Origin of the sequence: Pseudomonas cerasi, assembly GCF_900074915.1 — a bacterium.
In the GTDB taxonomy this organism is placed as follows: Bacteria; Pseudomonadota; Gammaproteobacteria; order Pseudomonadales; family Pseudomonadaceae; genus Aquipseudomonas; species Aquipseudomonas cerasi.
The window spans coordinates 4,073,610-4,086,954 of the sequence record NZ_LT222319.1; the positions used below are offsets into that span (position 1 = coordinate 4,073,610).

The following is a 13,345-nucleotide window of genomic DNA, read 5'->3' on the forward strand; positions in this document are numbered from 1 at the left end:
AGCGAAGGCAAGACAAGGCAAAAACAGGCGAAAACGGCCGGGGTCGCGACCGACTCTAGGTGTTCTAAATGAGCATTTTTCGCCTTTTTTTAACGCAGTAGTGCCAAGCGCAGTAGTTTTTACACAGCCTGGGCCGACACCCGTCATCCGCTCAACCCAACCGCAATGCCAGCGCAGCCAGTGTGACCAGCAGCACAGGCACGGTCAGCACGATGCCGACCTTGAAGTAATAGCCCCAGCTGATAGTGATGCCCTTGCGCTCCAGGACATGTAGCCAGAGCAGCGTGGCCAGGCTGCCGATAGGAGTGATTTTCGGGCCGAGGTCGCTGCCGATCACGTTGGCGTAGATCATCGCTTCCTGGATGGCGCCGCTGGCATGACTTGCGTCGATGGACAACAGCCCGATGAGTACCGTGGGCATGTTGTTCATGATCGAAGACAGGAACGCGGTCATCACACCGGTGCCCATCGCCGCGCCCCAGATGCCATAGCCCGCTAACCAGTCCAGCAGATTGGCCAGGTAATCGGTCAGCCCGGCGTTACGCAGGCCATAGACCACCAGGTACATACCCAGCGAAAAGACCACGATGTGCCACGGTGCTTCTTTCATCACCTTGCGCGTCTTGATCGTATGCCCTTTGGCGGCGATGCCCAGCAGCAAAACTGCGCACACTGACGAGATCGCACTGATCGGGATGCCCAGCGGCTCAAGGGCGAAACAGCCCACCAGCAGAATCAGCAACACCGCCCAACCGGCCAGAAACGTAGCGCGGTCGTGGATAGCCGTTTCCGGCTTGTCCAGATGCTCGGGCTCGAACTCGGCGGGAATGTCCCGACGGAAGTACCACATCAGCACGGCCAGGGTGGCGGCGACACTGGCCAGATTCACCGGCACCATGACGGCTGCGTAACGGTTGAAACCGATCTTGAAGTAATCCGCCGACACAATGTTCACCAGGTTCGAGACCACCAGCGGCAGGCTGGCCGTATCGGCGATGAAACCGGCCGCCATGACGAACGCCAGCGTCGAGGCAGGCGAAAAGCGCAACGCCAGCATCATGGCAATGACGATCGGGGTGAGGATCAGCACGGCACCATCGTTGGCGAACAAAGCCGACACCAGCGCGCCGAACAGCACGAACAAGGCAAACAGACGGCGTCCGTTGCCCTTGCCCCAGCGCGCCACATGCAGCGCTGCCCAGGCAAAGAAACCAGCTTCATCGAGCAGCAGCGTGATGATGATCAGCGAAATGAACGTCGCCGTGGCATTCCAGATGATGCCCCACACCACAGCGATGTCACTGAAATGCACGACGCCTGTCAGCAACGCCAGGATTGCCCCCAGTACGGCACTCCAGCCTACGCCCAGGCCCTTGGGTTGCCAGATGACCAGCGTGATGGTGAACAGGAAAATCAGCGTTGCTATCAGCATTATTTGGTCCGAGGCAGAAGAATCGCGAGGATGCCGAGCAGCGGCAGGTAGGAGCACAGCGTGTAGACGAAAAGGATGCCGTGGCTGTCGGCCAGATAGCCAAGCAAGGCAGCGCCGATGCCGCCGAAGCCGAACATCAGGCCGAAGAACAGCCCGGCAATCATGCCCACGTTGCCAGGCACCAGCTCCTGGGCGTAGACCACGATGGCGGAAAACGCCGAGGCCAGTACAAAGCCAATGATCACACTGAGTACGCTGGTCCAGAACAGATCGGCGTAGGGCAGCGCCAGGGTGAACGGCGCAGCGCCAAGAATCGAGAACCAGATCACCGCCTTGCGGCCAATGCGGTCACCGATCGGCCCACCGAAAAAGGTCCCTGCCGCCACGGCGCCCAGAAACAGGAACAGGTGCAACTGCGAGCTGGCGACCGACAGGTCAAATTTCTCGATCAGGTAGAAGGTGAAATAGCTGGTCAGGCTGGTCATGTAGAAGAACTTGGAAAACACCAGAAACGCCAGCACTGCCAAGGAGGCAATCACACGCTTTCTGGACAGACCATGAGTCGCGGCCTGACCGGCCTTGAGCTTGAACAGATTGAGGTGCGCGCGATACCAGCGGCTGATTGCGTACAGCAGCCCCAGCGAGAACAACTCAAACAGCCCGATCCAGGCGACATTGCCCTGGCCGAACGGGATGATGATCGCCGCGGCCAACAATGGTCCGAACGCCGTGCCCGTGTTGCCACCGACCTGAAAGGTCGATTGCGCGAGCCCGTAGCGACCACCGGAGGCCAGTCGCGCGATACGCGAGGCTTCCGGGTGGAACGTCGAAGAGCCGATGCCGATCAATGCAGCGGCCAGCAGGATCAAGGGGAAGCTGCCGACCACCGACATCATCACGATGCCGATCAGCGTGCAGATCGATCCGACGGGCAGTACCAGCGGGTTGGGATGGCGGTCAGTGTAATAACCGACCCAGGGCTGCAGCAGCGAGGCGGTGATCTGAAAGGTCAGGGTAATCAGGCCGATCTGGGTGAAGCTCAGGTCGTAGCTGGCCTTGAGCATGGGGTAGATCGACGGAAGGATGGCTTGAATCAGGTCATTGACCAGGTGCGCGAGGGCGACGGCACCGATGATGCGCATCACCAGCGGGCTGGCTTGGGAGGTGGTCGAGGCCTTCGCCGTCGCGGGCGGAGCACTGGTCGCCATGGTATTTATCCGTAAAAGGGTTCGCGGGTCGCCCGGTACGGATGATTACAAGATGTGTCACGCGTATCGGGGCGCGCCAATGTGCCATTTTTCGGGGCGACTGTGCCACGTTTTGTTGCGTTTTCGCTGACGGAAATACCTTTCGTGACGCTCCGCGTCACACAGCGGCTCTGTGACATCAGGCGGATTGAAGTTCGACTCGGATTCTCGTTCCCACGCTCCGCGTGGTAATGCAGTTCGTGACGCTCTGCGTCACACGGCGGTTCTGTGATATCAGGAGGATTGGTGCTTGGCTCAGGTCACCTTTGCGCCCTTACGGCGCCTTACTTTGAGGGACCAAAGCAAGCAAAGTCCCAGCTCCGTTTCCGGCCCGACTTCGCTGTTGAAAAGCGCTTGCGGCAGAGGCTGCGGGTTTTAACGCACCACTCCCGCACTCAGGCAATTGACCCCACCACCGGCTCCTCACCTGCAACAGGTACATCATGCAGCGAGATTTTCGAGGTTTCCGGCAGGGCCATGCCGCCGGCCATTGCCAGCGCTGCAACTACGATGAGGTAGAACGCGGGCGACAGGTTGCTGCCGGTCATGCTGATCAGCCAGGTGGCCATCAGCGGCGCGGTGCCGCCGAACAGGGTGTAGGCCATGTTGTAGGTGATCGCCGAGGCGGTGTAGCGGGTACGGGTGGGAAAGGTTTCCGACAGCAGTGCGGCCGTTACCACGCCGCACAGCACTGCGCCCACGGCGAGCAGCATGACGCCGATGATCGAGGCGATGAACGAGCCGGAGCTGGCCATCAGGAATGATGGAAACACCACGATCATCAACAGAATGCAGGCCGTTGCCATCGTGACCCGGCGCCCTACCCGATCCGAATAGGCACCGGCCAGTGGGCAAAGGGCGGCGGCAAAGGCCAGAGCGATCAACGAGACCAGCAGCGCCGTTGCCCTGCTCAACCCACCGGCCACTTGCAGGTAGGTCGCGAAATAGGTGGTAAACATGTAGAACGACAACGCCGTCAACGACACGAATGCGCCCAGACAGCACATCGCCGCCGCGTGATGGCGCAAGGTGTCCTTGAGTGGCGAATGGGCAACGGCGTGTTCTTGAGCGACCGCCTGAAACGCCGGGGTTTCATCGAGCTTCCAGCGCAGGTACAGCCCGACCAGCCCCAGCGGTGCAGCAATCAGAAACGGCAGACGCCAGCCCCAGTTCCCCATCGTCTCGGTCGACAAAAATGACTCCAGCGCGTAGGCCACCACTGCCGCAGCAGCGAATGCGGAGAACGTCGAGACCGGAACGAAACTGCCGTACCAGGCACGTTGCGTGCGGGGGGCGTGCTCCATGAGGTAAGCACAGGCGCCGGCATACTCCCCGCCGGCCGAAAAACCCTGCGCGCAGCGAATGATGGTCAGCAGCACCGGCGCCATCACACCGATCGCAGCATAGGTCGGTAACAGGCCGATCAGTGTGGTAGCACCGGCCATCAGCAGGATGGTCATCGCCAGGGTTTTCTTGCGCCCGATCCGGTCACCCAGCATGCCGAAGAAAATCCCGCCCAGCGGTCGGAAGGCGAAGGCCACGGCGAACACGGCAAAGGTTTTCAGCAACGCCGCACTGCTGTCGCCGCTGGGGAAGAACTGCAGCGCGATCGTCGTTGCCAGAAAGCCATACACAGCAAAATCGAACCACTCGACAAAGTTGCCGATGGCCGCAGCGACGATGACTTTTTTTAGCGTGGCAGGATCGACTTGCTCTACGGTAGGAGTTGTCATGACTGGCCTCGACGTCTTGATCTGGAATGGATCGATTATCGAGACAGCGACCCGGATGCCCCTCTCCAGAAGTGTCATCCACGTAGTCAGGGCCGACGTCTCGCCATCGAACTGCGCAGAATTCGTGCCAAAGGCTCTGCCACGTGGTTTACAGGCCCATCGCGCGCCGCCCCTGAAGGCCACCGGTGTGGACGAAGACCAAGCGGGTGCCGGACGCGAAACGACCGGCCAGCACCTCATCATGCAGGGCCAGCAATGCCTTGCCGGTGTACAGTGGTTCCAGGAGTATGCCGCTCTGAGCCTCGCTGGCGGCAATGAAATCGAGCAGCGCCGCGTCGGTTCTGGCAAAACCGCCGCGGCTGGCATCAAGCAGAACACAGTTGGGAGGCAGGCACGTACTGGCGTCGGCCTGCGCACCAGCCGCCTCACTCAGCATCGCGATAATGTTTTGCGCGACCCCGTGATCCTCGGGCACAGCCATCGCCCCATACACCGGACGAACGCCCGCCTCTGCCAACAGCAAGCCGGCCAGCGTGGTACCGGTGCCTGCCGCCAGCCACCATCCGTGGTAATCGCCCCAACCCAGATGCCCGAGTTGCTCTTCGACCATTGCCCGCAATCGACCGCAACCCAGAGCACCAGCAAGCCCGCCACCGCCTTCGGCAATCGGATAAAGACCGGGATAGCGGGACTGCCAGGTCGACCAGAAGCCAGCAGCATGCCGCTCACGATAGCCGGCGTAACCCAGCCAGTGCAGTTGCATACCGAAAGCCTGCAGATCGAGCACCGTCGGCGTCTGCTGGGCATGACCACGTAGCAGGCCGACCGTCGGGAAACCGAAGCGCTTGCCTGCAGCGGCCAGGGCATGCAGATGATTGGAGTGCGCTCCGCCGAGGCTGATCAGTCCCTCGGCACCCGAGTCCACAGCCAGGCTCAGGTGCTCGCTGAGCTTGAACCACTTGTTGCCGCTGATCAGCGCATCGATAAGGTCCAGGCGCAGAATCGCAACCTCGACCCCGGCGTCTTGCAGCCAGGGCAGGTTCAAGCGTTCCAAGGGGGCAGTGGGTTGCCAGCCGAGGGCGTCAAGCATCATGCGCCGCAGTCTACAGACAAGCCGTTTCAGGGTCTTCGTCGATCAGCAGGCTGCGGCGCGAAGCCCTGAATCAGGCATTGTCTGTCACAGGGTGGCGGCCAGACGTGAGCCCTGGTCGATGGCCCGTTTGGCGTCCAGCTCTGCGGCAACGTCCGCGCCGCCAATCAGGTGCACGCTTTGCCCGCCGTCGAGCAGTTCGTCATACAGTTCACGCAACGGGTCCTGCCCGGCACAGATCACCACGTTATCCACCGCCAGCAGCTTTTCCTCGCCGTCTTCGCCAATGCGAATATGCAGCCCTGCATCGTCGATTTTCAGGTACTGCACGGCATTGAGCATCTGCACCTGTTTGTTCTTGAGCCCCGTGCGGTGAATCCAGCCGGTGGTCTTGCCCAGGCCGTCGCCGACCTTGGAACTCTTGCGCTGCAAGAGAAACACCTGACGTGCCGGCGCGTGGACTTCGGGCTTGACTCCGGCGACACCGCCGCGGGCCTGCAAGGTCGTGTCGATGCCCCACTCTTTCCAGAAAGCCTCGCGATCCAGACTGGTGGCCACGCCCTGATGCACGAGAAATTCCGACACATCGAAACCGATGCCACCCGCACCTATCACTGCCACGCGGCGCCCGACCGGCTTGCGCTGCAATATGACGTCCAGATAGCTCAACACCATGGGGTTATCGATACCGGGGATGGCCGGTGTGCGCGGCGCGATGCCGGTCGCCAGAATCACCTCGTCAAAACCTGCGCCCAGCAAGTCTGCGGCCTTTACCCGATTGCCGAGGCGCAACTGAACACCCGTCTCCTGCACTTTGTTGCGGAAGTAACGCAGGGTTTCGGCGAATTCCTCCTTGCCCGGCACGCGCTTGGCGATATTGAACTGGCCGCCGATTTCGCTGGCCGAATCGAACAGCGTCACCTCATGCCCGCGCTGTGCGGCAACCGTTGCGGCGGCCAGACCGGCAGGCCCGGCGCCCACTACGGCAATTTTCCTGACCTGCAGGGTGGGCAGGTAATTGAGCTCGGTCTCGTGGCAGGCACGCGGATTGACCAGACAGCTGGTCAGCTTGCCGCCGAAGGTGTGGTCGAGGCACGCCTGATTGCAGCCGATGCAGGTGTTGATGCGTTCGGCATGGCCCGCAGCGGCCTTGTTGACGAACTCGGGATCGGCCAGAAACGGACGAGCCATCGAGACCATGTCCGCATCACCTTCGCTGAGAATGCGCTCGGCAACTTCCGGGGTATTGATCCGGTTGGTGGTAATCAGCGGGATGTTCACCGAGCCTCGCAGCTTGGCAGTGACCTTGCTGAACGCGGCGCGCGGCACCTTGGTGGCGATGGTCGGAATGCGCGCTTCATGCCAGCCGATACCGGTGTTGATCAGGGTCGCTCCGGCCTGCTCGACCGCTTTGGCCAGCTCGACGATTTCTTCCCAGCTGCTGCCGCCTTCCACAAGATCGAGCATCGACAGGCGAAAGATGATGATGAAGTGTGCCCCGACCGCCTCACGTACGCGCCTGACAATCTCGACCGCCAGACGCATACGGTTTTCATAACTACCGCCCCAACGGTCGGTGCGGTGATTGGTATGCGCGGCCAGGAACTGATTGATGAAGTAGCCTTCCGAACCCATGATTTCGACACCGTCATAACCGGCACTGCGCGCCAGCGTCGAACAGGTCACGAAATCGTCGATCTGCTTTTCGATGCCCTCTTCGTCCAGCTCTCGCGGCGTGAACGGGTTGATCGGCGCCTGAATGGCGCTCGGCGCGACCTGCTTGCGGCTGTAGGCGTAACGACCGGCATGGAGAATCTGCAGGCAGATCTTGCCGCCAGCCTCGTGCACCGCACGCGTCACGATGCGATGGTGCTCCGCTTCTTCAGCGTTGGTTAGCTTCGCCGCGCCGTCATAGACACCACCCTCTTCATTGGGCGCAATGCCACCGGTGACCATCAGCCCGACCCCGCCGCGGGCACGCTCGGCAAAGTAGGTCGCCATGCGCTCGAAGCCGCCCGGCCGCTCTTCAAGACCGGTGTGCATCGAGCCCATCAGGGTGCGGTTGCGCAAGGTCGTGAAGCCCAGATCCAGGGGGGCCAGCAGGTGCGGATAATGAGCAGCAGTCATGGCGAAGCTCCATCGAGTCAATCACGGAATAGCAAGGACCTCTGCGGGTCCTCTGGTTCATGGGCAACAGTAAAGACGCATCCCGCCACACACTCAATGACCGAAAGTGACAAGTTATTGATCCAAACGCGCAGTGGCACTTGGCAAGCGCCCGACGCCGCCCTACCCTAGTCGACAATTTCCCGATGGCCGTCATTCGATCTTTTTATGCGCAAATTCTTCGCCATCTGCCTGGTTCTGCTGAGTATTGCCAGCCTTGTCAGCTACGCAATCTGGACCGGACAACGCCCGGCGGGTCACTACCTGTCCGATCTGCGCATTCGTCTGGCCATCAATGAAGGCCAGCCCGGAGAACGCGGCAATCTGCTGGGGATCGAGCCCGAGCTGTTTCCGACTGATTACCAGAACATTGAGCGACTGCACCGCAAGCTCGCCGCTTATCTGCAACAGGCCCGTGAAAATGGCCTGATCAACCCACGAACGGTGGTGGTACTGCCGGAACATATCGGCACCTGGCTGTTCGCCAGTGGCGAGAAGGATCAGCTCTATCAAGCTGCCACGCTGGATGAAGCCATGGACTGGCTGTCGTGGAGCAATCCGCTGCAATTCATCAAAGCGATGCTGGGGGCCGAAGGCCGGGACCGTCTGGATGACGCCCACCTGCGGATCAAGGCCCGATCGATGGCGCGGGACTATCAGACACTGTTTGGCGGGCTGGCCAGAGAGTTCGGCGTCACACTGGTGGCCGGTTCAATTGTGCTGCCCGATCCCAGTGTTGAAGGTGGTCAGCTGAAAGTCGGCAGCGGCGCCCTGTATAACAGCAGCCTGACATTTGGCAGCGATGGCCTGCCGCTCGGTCAGCCGCAGCGTCAGTTGTACGCCGAGCGCTATCAGAGGCGTTATGTGCACACGGCAAGCGACGCACCGTTGTATGTGGTCGACACCCCGGCCGGGCGTCTGGGGGTGCTGATCGGTAGCGACAGCTGGTACCCGGAGAATTACGCGCGCCTGAACCAGAGCGGTGCACAACTGATTGCGGTGCCGGCCTTTGTGATCGGCAAGGCCGCCTGGTCCCAACCGTGGCGCAAGCCTCGGCACTCAGACATCGACGTGCCGAACGAAACGCCTAGTGAGGGCGACGCCTGGCATCACCTGACATTGACCGGCCGTGCTCCGCAAAGCACTTCGCAGGCCGGGATCAGTGTATTCATGCGCGGACAGTTCTGGAATCAGGGCGTGGCCGGGCAAAGTTTTGCCAGCCACGCAGGGCAAACGATCGCCGAGCCGCAGCAGGAAAATGCTGCCACTGGCGGCGCGCGCCTGATCAACCTCTGGCTTTGACGATGCCGACCCTGACGCTGCGCCTCGGTGATCTGTCGGTGGGTTTCATCCAGAGCCTGACTGATGCGGTCAACAGTTTCGACAGGAACCCTGACGCGCTGCTGGAGCAGTACGGTCTTGACCCGATTCGCCTGAGCCAGGCGCGAGCGCGGCTATCGATCCCGCGCTACATGCGCCTGGGGCATGCCGCCATCCAACTGACCGGCCAGCCCGGGCTGGGGTTGCGCATGGGCCAGCTCAGTCGTTTTGCGCAGGCAGGTCTGGCCGGTATCACTGCGGCCCAGGCACCCAACGTGCGCGAGGCGGCGCGCACACTGATTCGCTTTGAGCCCTTGTACGGTTCCAATTATCGCGGCCAGTCGAGTTTCCACGAGGATGCCGGCGGCGCCTGGATGCGCTTCTATTCGATCAGCCCCTATAACGCTTACAACAGGTTTGTGGTGGACTCGATTCTAGGTGGCTGGCTGGCTCAGCTTTCGACGCTGGCAGGTACAGAACTGCGCGCACAACGCATCGAGATCGAATTCGAAGCGCCTGACTATGCCGCGCAGTACGCCGCTTTGAGTGATAACCCGATGGTGTTTGGCGCGGCGACCAATCAACTGCGCCTGGATCAGACCAGCCTGGCATTACGCAACCCGGACCATTGCCCAAGTACCTGGCGGCACCTGTTGCAGCTGTGCGAAAGCGAACTGGAACAACTGACCCGCACCCGCAGCCTGCGTGAACGCATCATTCAATTGCTGGGGCCGCTATTGAACGGCGGAAGTGAACCGGATCTGGAGGAAGTGGCGGCAAGGCTCAAACTGCCCACCTGGACGCTGCGCCGCAAGCTGACCGAGGAAGGTACATGCTTTCGCGCAGTGCTCAATGACACGCGGCGCGATCTGGCGATGACTTATATTCGCGACACTGAACTGGCGTTCGGGGAGATCGCCTACCTGCTGGGATTCGCTTCTGCCGAAGCCTTTCAACGCGCCTTCAAACGCTGGAACGGGCAGACTCCGGGAGAGTTCCGCCGCAGCCAGCGTCAAAGCGCATGAAGCCGTTCACAGTTCGGTAGCGTCGTCGGCAGGCTCTACCGGGTCCAGTTCCGATGCACGGTGTTCAAGTAGTTCTTCCTGGTATTCGTCCATTTCTTCGCCCTCTTGGCTGAGTGAGTGGGGGTGATAATCAAAGCTGAAATAACTGACCGCAAGATCAACATTAAAGTGCCAATGTGAAATAAAAATGTTGATTCCTGTCAAACAGACGAAAAAGACCGCGGCCGATTCAGCACTCCCCTCAACTCTCTAGCGGACGGGCGCTATTGACTTGCATGCCAGTGTCGACCTAACCTCCTGCTCATGAACCTCATCAAGCACAACCTCGGCCAGATTATTATTACCGTCATTCCAGTCATGGCGGGTTAGCCGACGTTTGCAAAAAACCCGCCCTGGAGGCGGGTTTCTTCTGTCTCCCGGGCAACAATTGCCGAATCAGGAGTCAGACATGATCGCCATCCCTCGCTCTATTGCCATTCTCGCCACTCTGGACCTGATTATCGATCTGCCGCGCGCGTTCGCCGAGTATCCAGGCACCACGTATGAAGAGGCGATGCGATGAGCCAGGGCCCGCACGATCTGCTCAACTATTACGCGCGCAAAATCCTCACCTCCCGCGTCTACGACGTTGCCATCGAAACGCCGCTGCAAGGCGCTCGCCAGCTGTCCGAACGGCTGGGCAATCAGGTGCTGCTCAAGCGCGAAGACCTGCAGCCGGTGTTCTCGTTCAAGATTCGCGGCGCGTACAACAAGCTCGCGCAATTGCCCGCAGAGCAGACTGCACGGGGCGTGGTGACGGCATCGGCGGGCAATCATGCCCAGGGCCTGGCGCTGGCGGCACGCGAGTTGGGGATCAAGGCGACCATCGTCATGCCGCGCACCACGCCGGAGATCAAGGTCGAAGGTGTGCGCTCGCGGGGTGCCACCGTGGTGCTGCACGGCGATTCCTTCCCGGAAGCGCTGGCCTACTCGCTGAAGCTGGTCGACGAGCAGGGCTTCGTCTACATCCATCCGTATGACGACCCCGACACCATCGCCGGGCAAGGCACTGTAGCGATGGAGATTCTTCGTCAGCAACCGGGCCAGCTGGATGCGATCTTTGTTCCGGTCGGGGGCGGCGGTCTGATTGCCGGTATCGCGGCGTATGTGAAATACCTGCGCCCGGAGATCAGGGTGATCGGCGTCGAGCCGGACGACTCCAACTGCCTGCAAGCGGCGATGGCCGCCGGGGAGCGCGTGGTGCTGAGCCAGGTCGGGCTGTTTGCCGATGGCGTGGCGGTCGCGCAGATCGGCCACCACACCTTCGAAGTGTGCCGCCATTATGTCGATGAAGTGATCACCGTCAGCACCGACGAGATCTGCGCGGCGATCAAGGACATCTACGACGACACCCGTTCGATCACCGAGCCCTCCGGCGCGCTGGGCGTGGCCGGGATCAAGAAATATGTCGAGCAGCGCGGCGTCAGCGGGCAGACGCTGGTGGCGATTGATTCAGGGGCCAACGTCAACTTCGACCGCTTGCGTCACGTGGCCGAGCGCGCCGAACTGGGCGAAGGCCGCGAGGCGATCATTGCGGTGACCATCCCCGAACAACCGGGCAGCTTCAAGGCGTTCTGCGAGGCCATCGGCAAACGGCAGATCACCGAATTCAACTACCGCTATCACACCGATCGCGAGGCGCACATCTTCGTCGGCGTGCAGACCCATCCCGAGAACGACCCACGCAGCGCCCTGATCGTCAGCCTGACCGGCCAGGGCTTCCCGGTGCTGGACCTGACCGACAACGAACTGGCCAAACTGCATATTCGCCACATGGTTGGCGGGCATGCCGAGCGGGTCAATGATGAAGTGGTGCTGCGCTTCGAGTTCCCGGAGCGACCGGGCGCGCTGTTCAACTTCCTCAACCGTCTGGGCGGCCGCTGGACCATCTCCATGTTCCACTACCGCAACCACGGCGCTGCTGACGGCCGGGTGGTTGCCGGGCTGGTGGTGCCGGAGGAAGAGCGGCATCTGGTGGGTGCTGCGCTGGATGAGATTGGTTACCCGTATTGGGACGAGAGCGAGAACCCGGCGTACAGGCTGTTTCTGGGCTAAGGCCGGGATATCTCGCGTTCCTAACGCTCCGCGTCACAAGAGGACGCAGAGCGTCCAGACCGGCATACCCACGCGGAGCATGGGCACGATGGGGGTCTGACTGACGACAATCGTTCCGCACAACACCTTACTGCGCCGGGGCGGGCTCGACTGGCGTGGGGGCGGTGCTTTCTGCAGATTCTGCGGCCGGTGTTTCGACCGTTTCAGCCTTGAATGAAGCAGGTTCGGACGGCGCAGGCACTGGTTCGCTTGCAGCAGGCGTAACCGGTTCGGCAGCAGGCTCGGCCTTCGGCGCGTTTTCTGACGACGCAGGCGCCAGCTTCGCAGGCTCGGCAGCCTTGGCGGGAGCCGCCGGGGCTGCGGGAGCCGTGTCAGGCACACCGAGGTCGGCCTTGGGCTTCTCGACAATATGCGCAGCCTTTTTCACTTCAGGCGGCAGGAAGTTTTCCACCAGACCGAAAAAGCGCTCGTAGAACTTTGCCGACGAGACGGTCTCACTGGCGACCTTGACCATCGAGTCGTCAGTCGAGCCTATCGGCATCGACACAGAACCCAGCACGCCGACACCGAGGCTGGCCGAGTTGTTGGTCTTCTTCAACGCGTAGCGGTCTTGCAGGGCGTTGGCGAACATGGTGGAACTGCCATCCTTCGCATCGGCGGCGCACACCAGATTGAAGCTGATTTCGATATGCGTATCGCCGGTCTGCTGGAAGCTCTTGCGGCCGGCAATCATCTTCGGGTCGCTGCTGGTGATGATATAGCCCTGACTCAGCAAGGCACGCCGCCCCGCCTCGCAGTAAGCCATGTCGGTCGCAGGGTAGCTTCGGGAGAAGGTCCCGGCGTCGTCGAAGTGTTCATGGTCATACACCGCCTGCTTGGGCGATGAACAGCCGGCTGCAATCAACACGGCAGAAATCCAGAGGGCGGTACGAACGTTCAGTAGCTTAAACATCGAAAATCCTGAGGAAGGAAAAGACTGCCAGCAAGACTGCGAACTGGGAAATGGCGGTAAGTCTGCAACAAGGCCGACGCTGGATCAACGTACAGTTCAAAAGGATTTGGATACAAACCGCTCAGGCGCACGAAGCCAGGCCCTCAGACACACAAAATGCAGACAACAAAAAAGCGACCCTAGGGCCGCTTTCTTGTTTGCTTCAAGGAGTTCAAGGGCCTTGAAGCGGTGTATGGCGCAGCGGACGGGACCATAACTCATCCTCTAACAGTTTGAAAAATCGGTG

Annotated in this window: 9 protein-coding genes; 3 read left to right on the forward strand and 6 right to left on the reverse strand. The window is 61.0% G+C overall.

Annotated features, from left to right (window positions below):
- Positions 1 to 151: 151 nt before the first annotated feature.
- From PCPL58_RS20490 to PCPL58_RS20510, 5 genes are all read right to left on the reverse strand, one after another.
- The gene (locus PCPL58_RS20490; RefSeq protein ID WP_065350301.1) at positions 152 to 1,432 is read right to left on the reverse strand and encodes an arsenic transporter; all 1,281 of its coding nucleotides are present in this window, start codon (positions 1,430 to 1,432) and stop codon (positions 152 to 154) included.
- Entirely contained in the window at positions 1,432 to 2,640 is a 1,209-nt protein-coding gene (locus PCPL58_RS20495; RefSeq protein ID WP_065350302.1) for an MFS transporter, read from the reverse strand. Before PCPL58_RS20495 ends, PCPL58_RS20490 begins: the two co-directional genes overlap by 1 nt.
- Before the next feature lie 434 nt (positions 2,641 to 3,074).
- Entirely contained in the window at positions 3,075 to 4,412 is a 1,338-nt protein-coding gene (locus tag PCPL58_RS20500) for an MFS transporter (RefSeq protein WP_003368450.1), read from the reverse strand.
- Positions 4,413 to 4,560: 148 nt separating this feature from the next.
- On the reverse strand, positions 4,561 to 5,505 hold the full coding sequence (locus tag PCPL58_RS20505; protein WP_065350303.1) for a 1-aminocyclopropane-1-carboxylate deaminase/D-cysteine desulfhydrase: 945 nt from the start codon (positions 5,503 to 5,505) through the stop codon (positions 4,561 to 4,563).
- 84 nt (positions 5,506 to 5,589) lie between these two features.
- Positions 5,590 to 7,629 carry an NADPH-dependent 2,4-dienoyl-CoA reductase gene (locus PCPL58_RS20510; RefSeq protein ID WP_065350304.1) on the reverse strand — a complete coding sequence of 680 codons (2,040 nt, stop codon included), beginning with the start codon at positions 7,627 to 7,629 and terminating at the stop codon, positions 5,590 to 5,592.
- A gap of 207 nt (positions 7,630 to 7,836) precedes the next feature.
- Between PCPL58_RS20510 and PCPL58_RS20515 the strand changes: the two genes are divergently transcribed.
- The 3 genes from PCPL58_RS20515 (at position 7,837) to ilvA (ending at position 12,107) form a co-directional block, all read left to right on the forward strand.
- The gene (locus PCPL58_RS20515; RefSeq protein ID WP_065350305.1) at positions 7,837 to 8,970 is read left to right on the forward strand and encodes a carbon-nitrogen hydrolase family protein; all 1,134 of its coding nucleotides are present in this window, start codon (positions 7,837 to 7,839) and stop codon (positions 8,968 to 8,970) included.
- Positions 8,971 to 8,972: 2 nt separating this feature from the next.
- On the forward strand, positions 8,973 to 10,013 hold the full coding sequence (locus tag PCPL58_RS20520; protein WP_065350306.1) for an AraC family transcriptional regulator: 1,041 nt from the start codon (positions 8,973 to 8,975) through the stop codon (positions 10,011 to 10,013).
- Positions 10,014 to 10,571: 558 nt separating this feature from the next.
- Entirely contained in the window at positions 10,572 to 12,107 is a 1,536-nt protein-coding gene (gene ilvA, locus PCPL58_RS20525; RefSeq protein ID WP_083188446.1) for a threonine ammonia-lyase, biosynthetic, read from the forward strand.
- A 127-nt stretch (positions 12,108 to 12,234) separates the two neighbouring features.
- Here the strand turns inward: ilvA and PCPL58_RS20530 are convergent, their stop codons facing one another.
- On the reverse strand, positions 12,235 to 13,059 hold the full coding sequence (locus tag PCPL58_RS20530; RefSeq protein WP_065350307.1) for a DUF2242 domain-containing protein: 825 nt from the start codon (positions 13,057 to 13,059) through the stop codon (positions 12,235 to 12,237).
- Between the last annotated feature and the right edge of the window lie 286 nt (positions 13,060 to 13,345).

Excerpts from the sequence above, each read along its gene's own strand:
- PCPL58_RS20500 (WP_003368450.1), bottom strand. The coding sequence starts at position 4,412 with ATGACAACTCCTACCGTAGAGCAAGTCGATCCTGCCACGCTAAAAAAA.
- PCPL58_RS20510 (WP_065350304.1), bottom strand. The coding sequence starts at position 7,629 with ATGACTGCTGCTCATTATCCGCACCTGCTGGCCCCCCTGGATCTGGGC.
- PCPL58_RS20490 (WP_065350301.1), bottom strand. The coding sequence starts at position 1,432 with ATGCTGATAGCAACGCTGATTTTCCTGTTCACCATCACGCTGGTCATC.
- PCPL58_RS20530 (WP_065350307.1), bottom strand. The coding sequence starts at position 13,059 with ATGTTTAAGCTACTGAACGTTCGTACCGCCCTCTGGATTTCTGCCGTG.
- PCPL58_RS20505 (WP_065350303.1), bottom strand. The coding sequence starts at position 5,505 with ATGATGCTTGACGCCCTCGGCTGGCAACCCACTGCCCCCTTGGAACGC.
- PCPL58_RS20520 (WP_065350306.1), top strand. The coding sequence starts at position 8,973 with ATGCCGACCCTGACGCTGCGCCTCGGTGATCTGTCGGTGGGTTTCATC.
- PCPL58_RS20515 (WP_065350305.1), top strand. The coding sequence starts at position 7,837 with ATGCGCAAATTCTTCGCCATCTGCCTGGTTCTGCTGAGTATTGCCAGC.
- PCPL58_RS20495 (WP_065350302.1), bottom strand. The coding sequence starts at position 2,640 with ATGGCGACCAGTGCTCCGCCCGCGACGGCGAAGGCCTCGACCACCTCC.
- ilvA (WP_083188446.1), top strand. The coding sequence starts at position 10,572 with ATGAGCCAGGGCCCGCACGATCTGCTCAACTATTACGCGCGCAAAATC.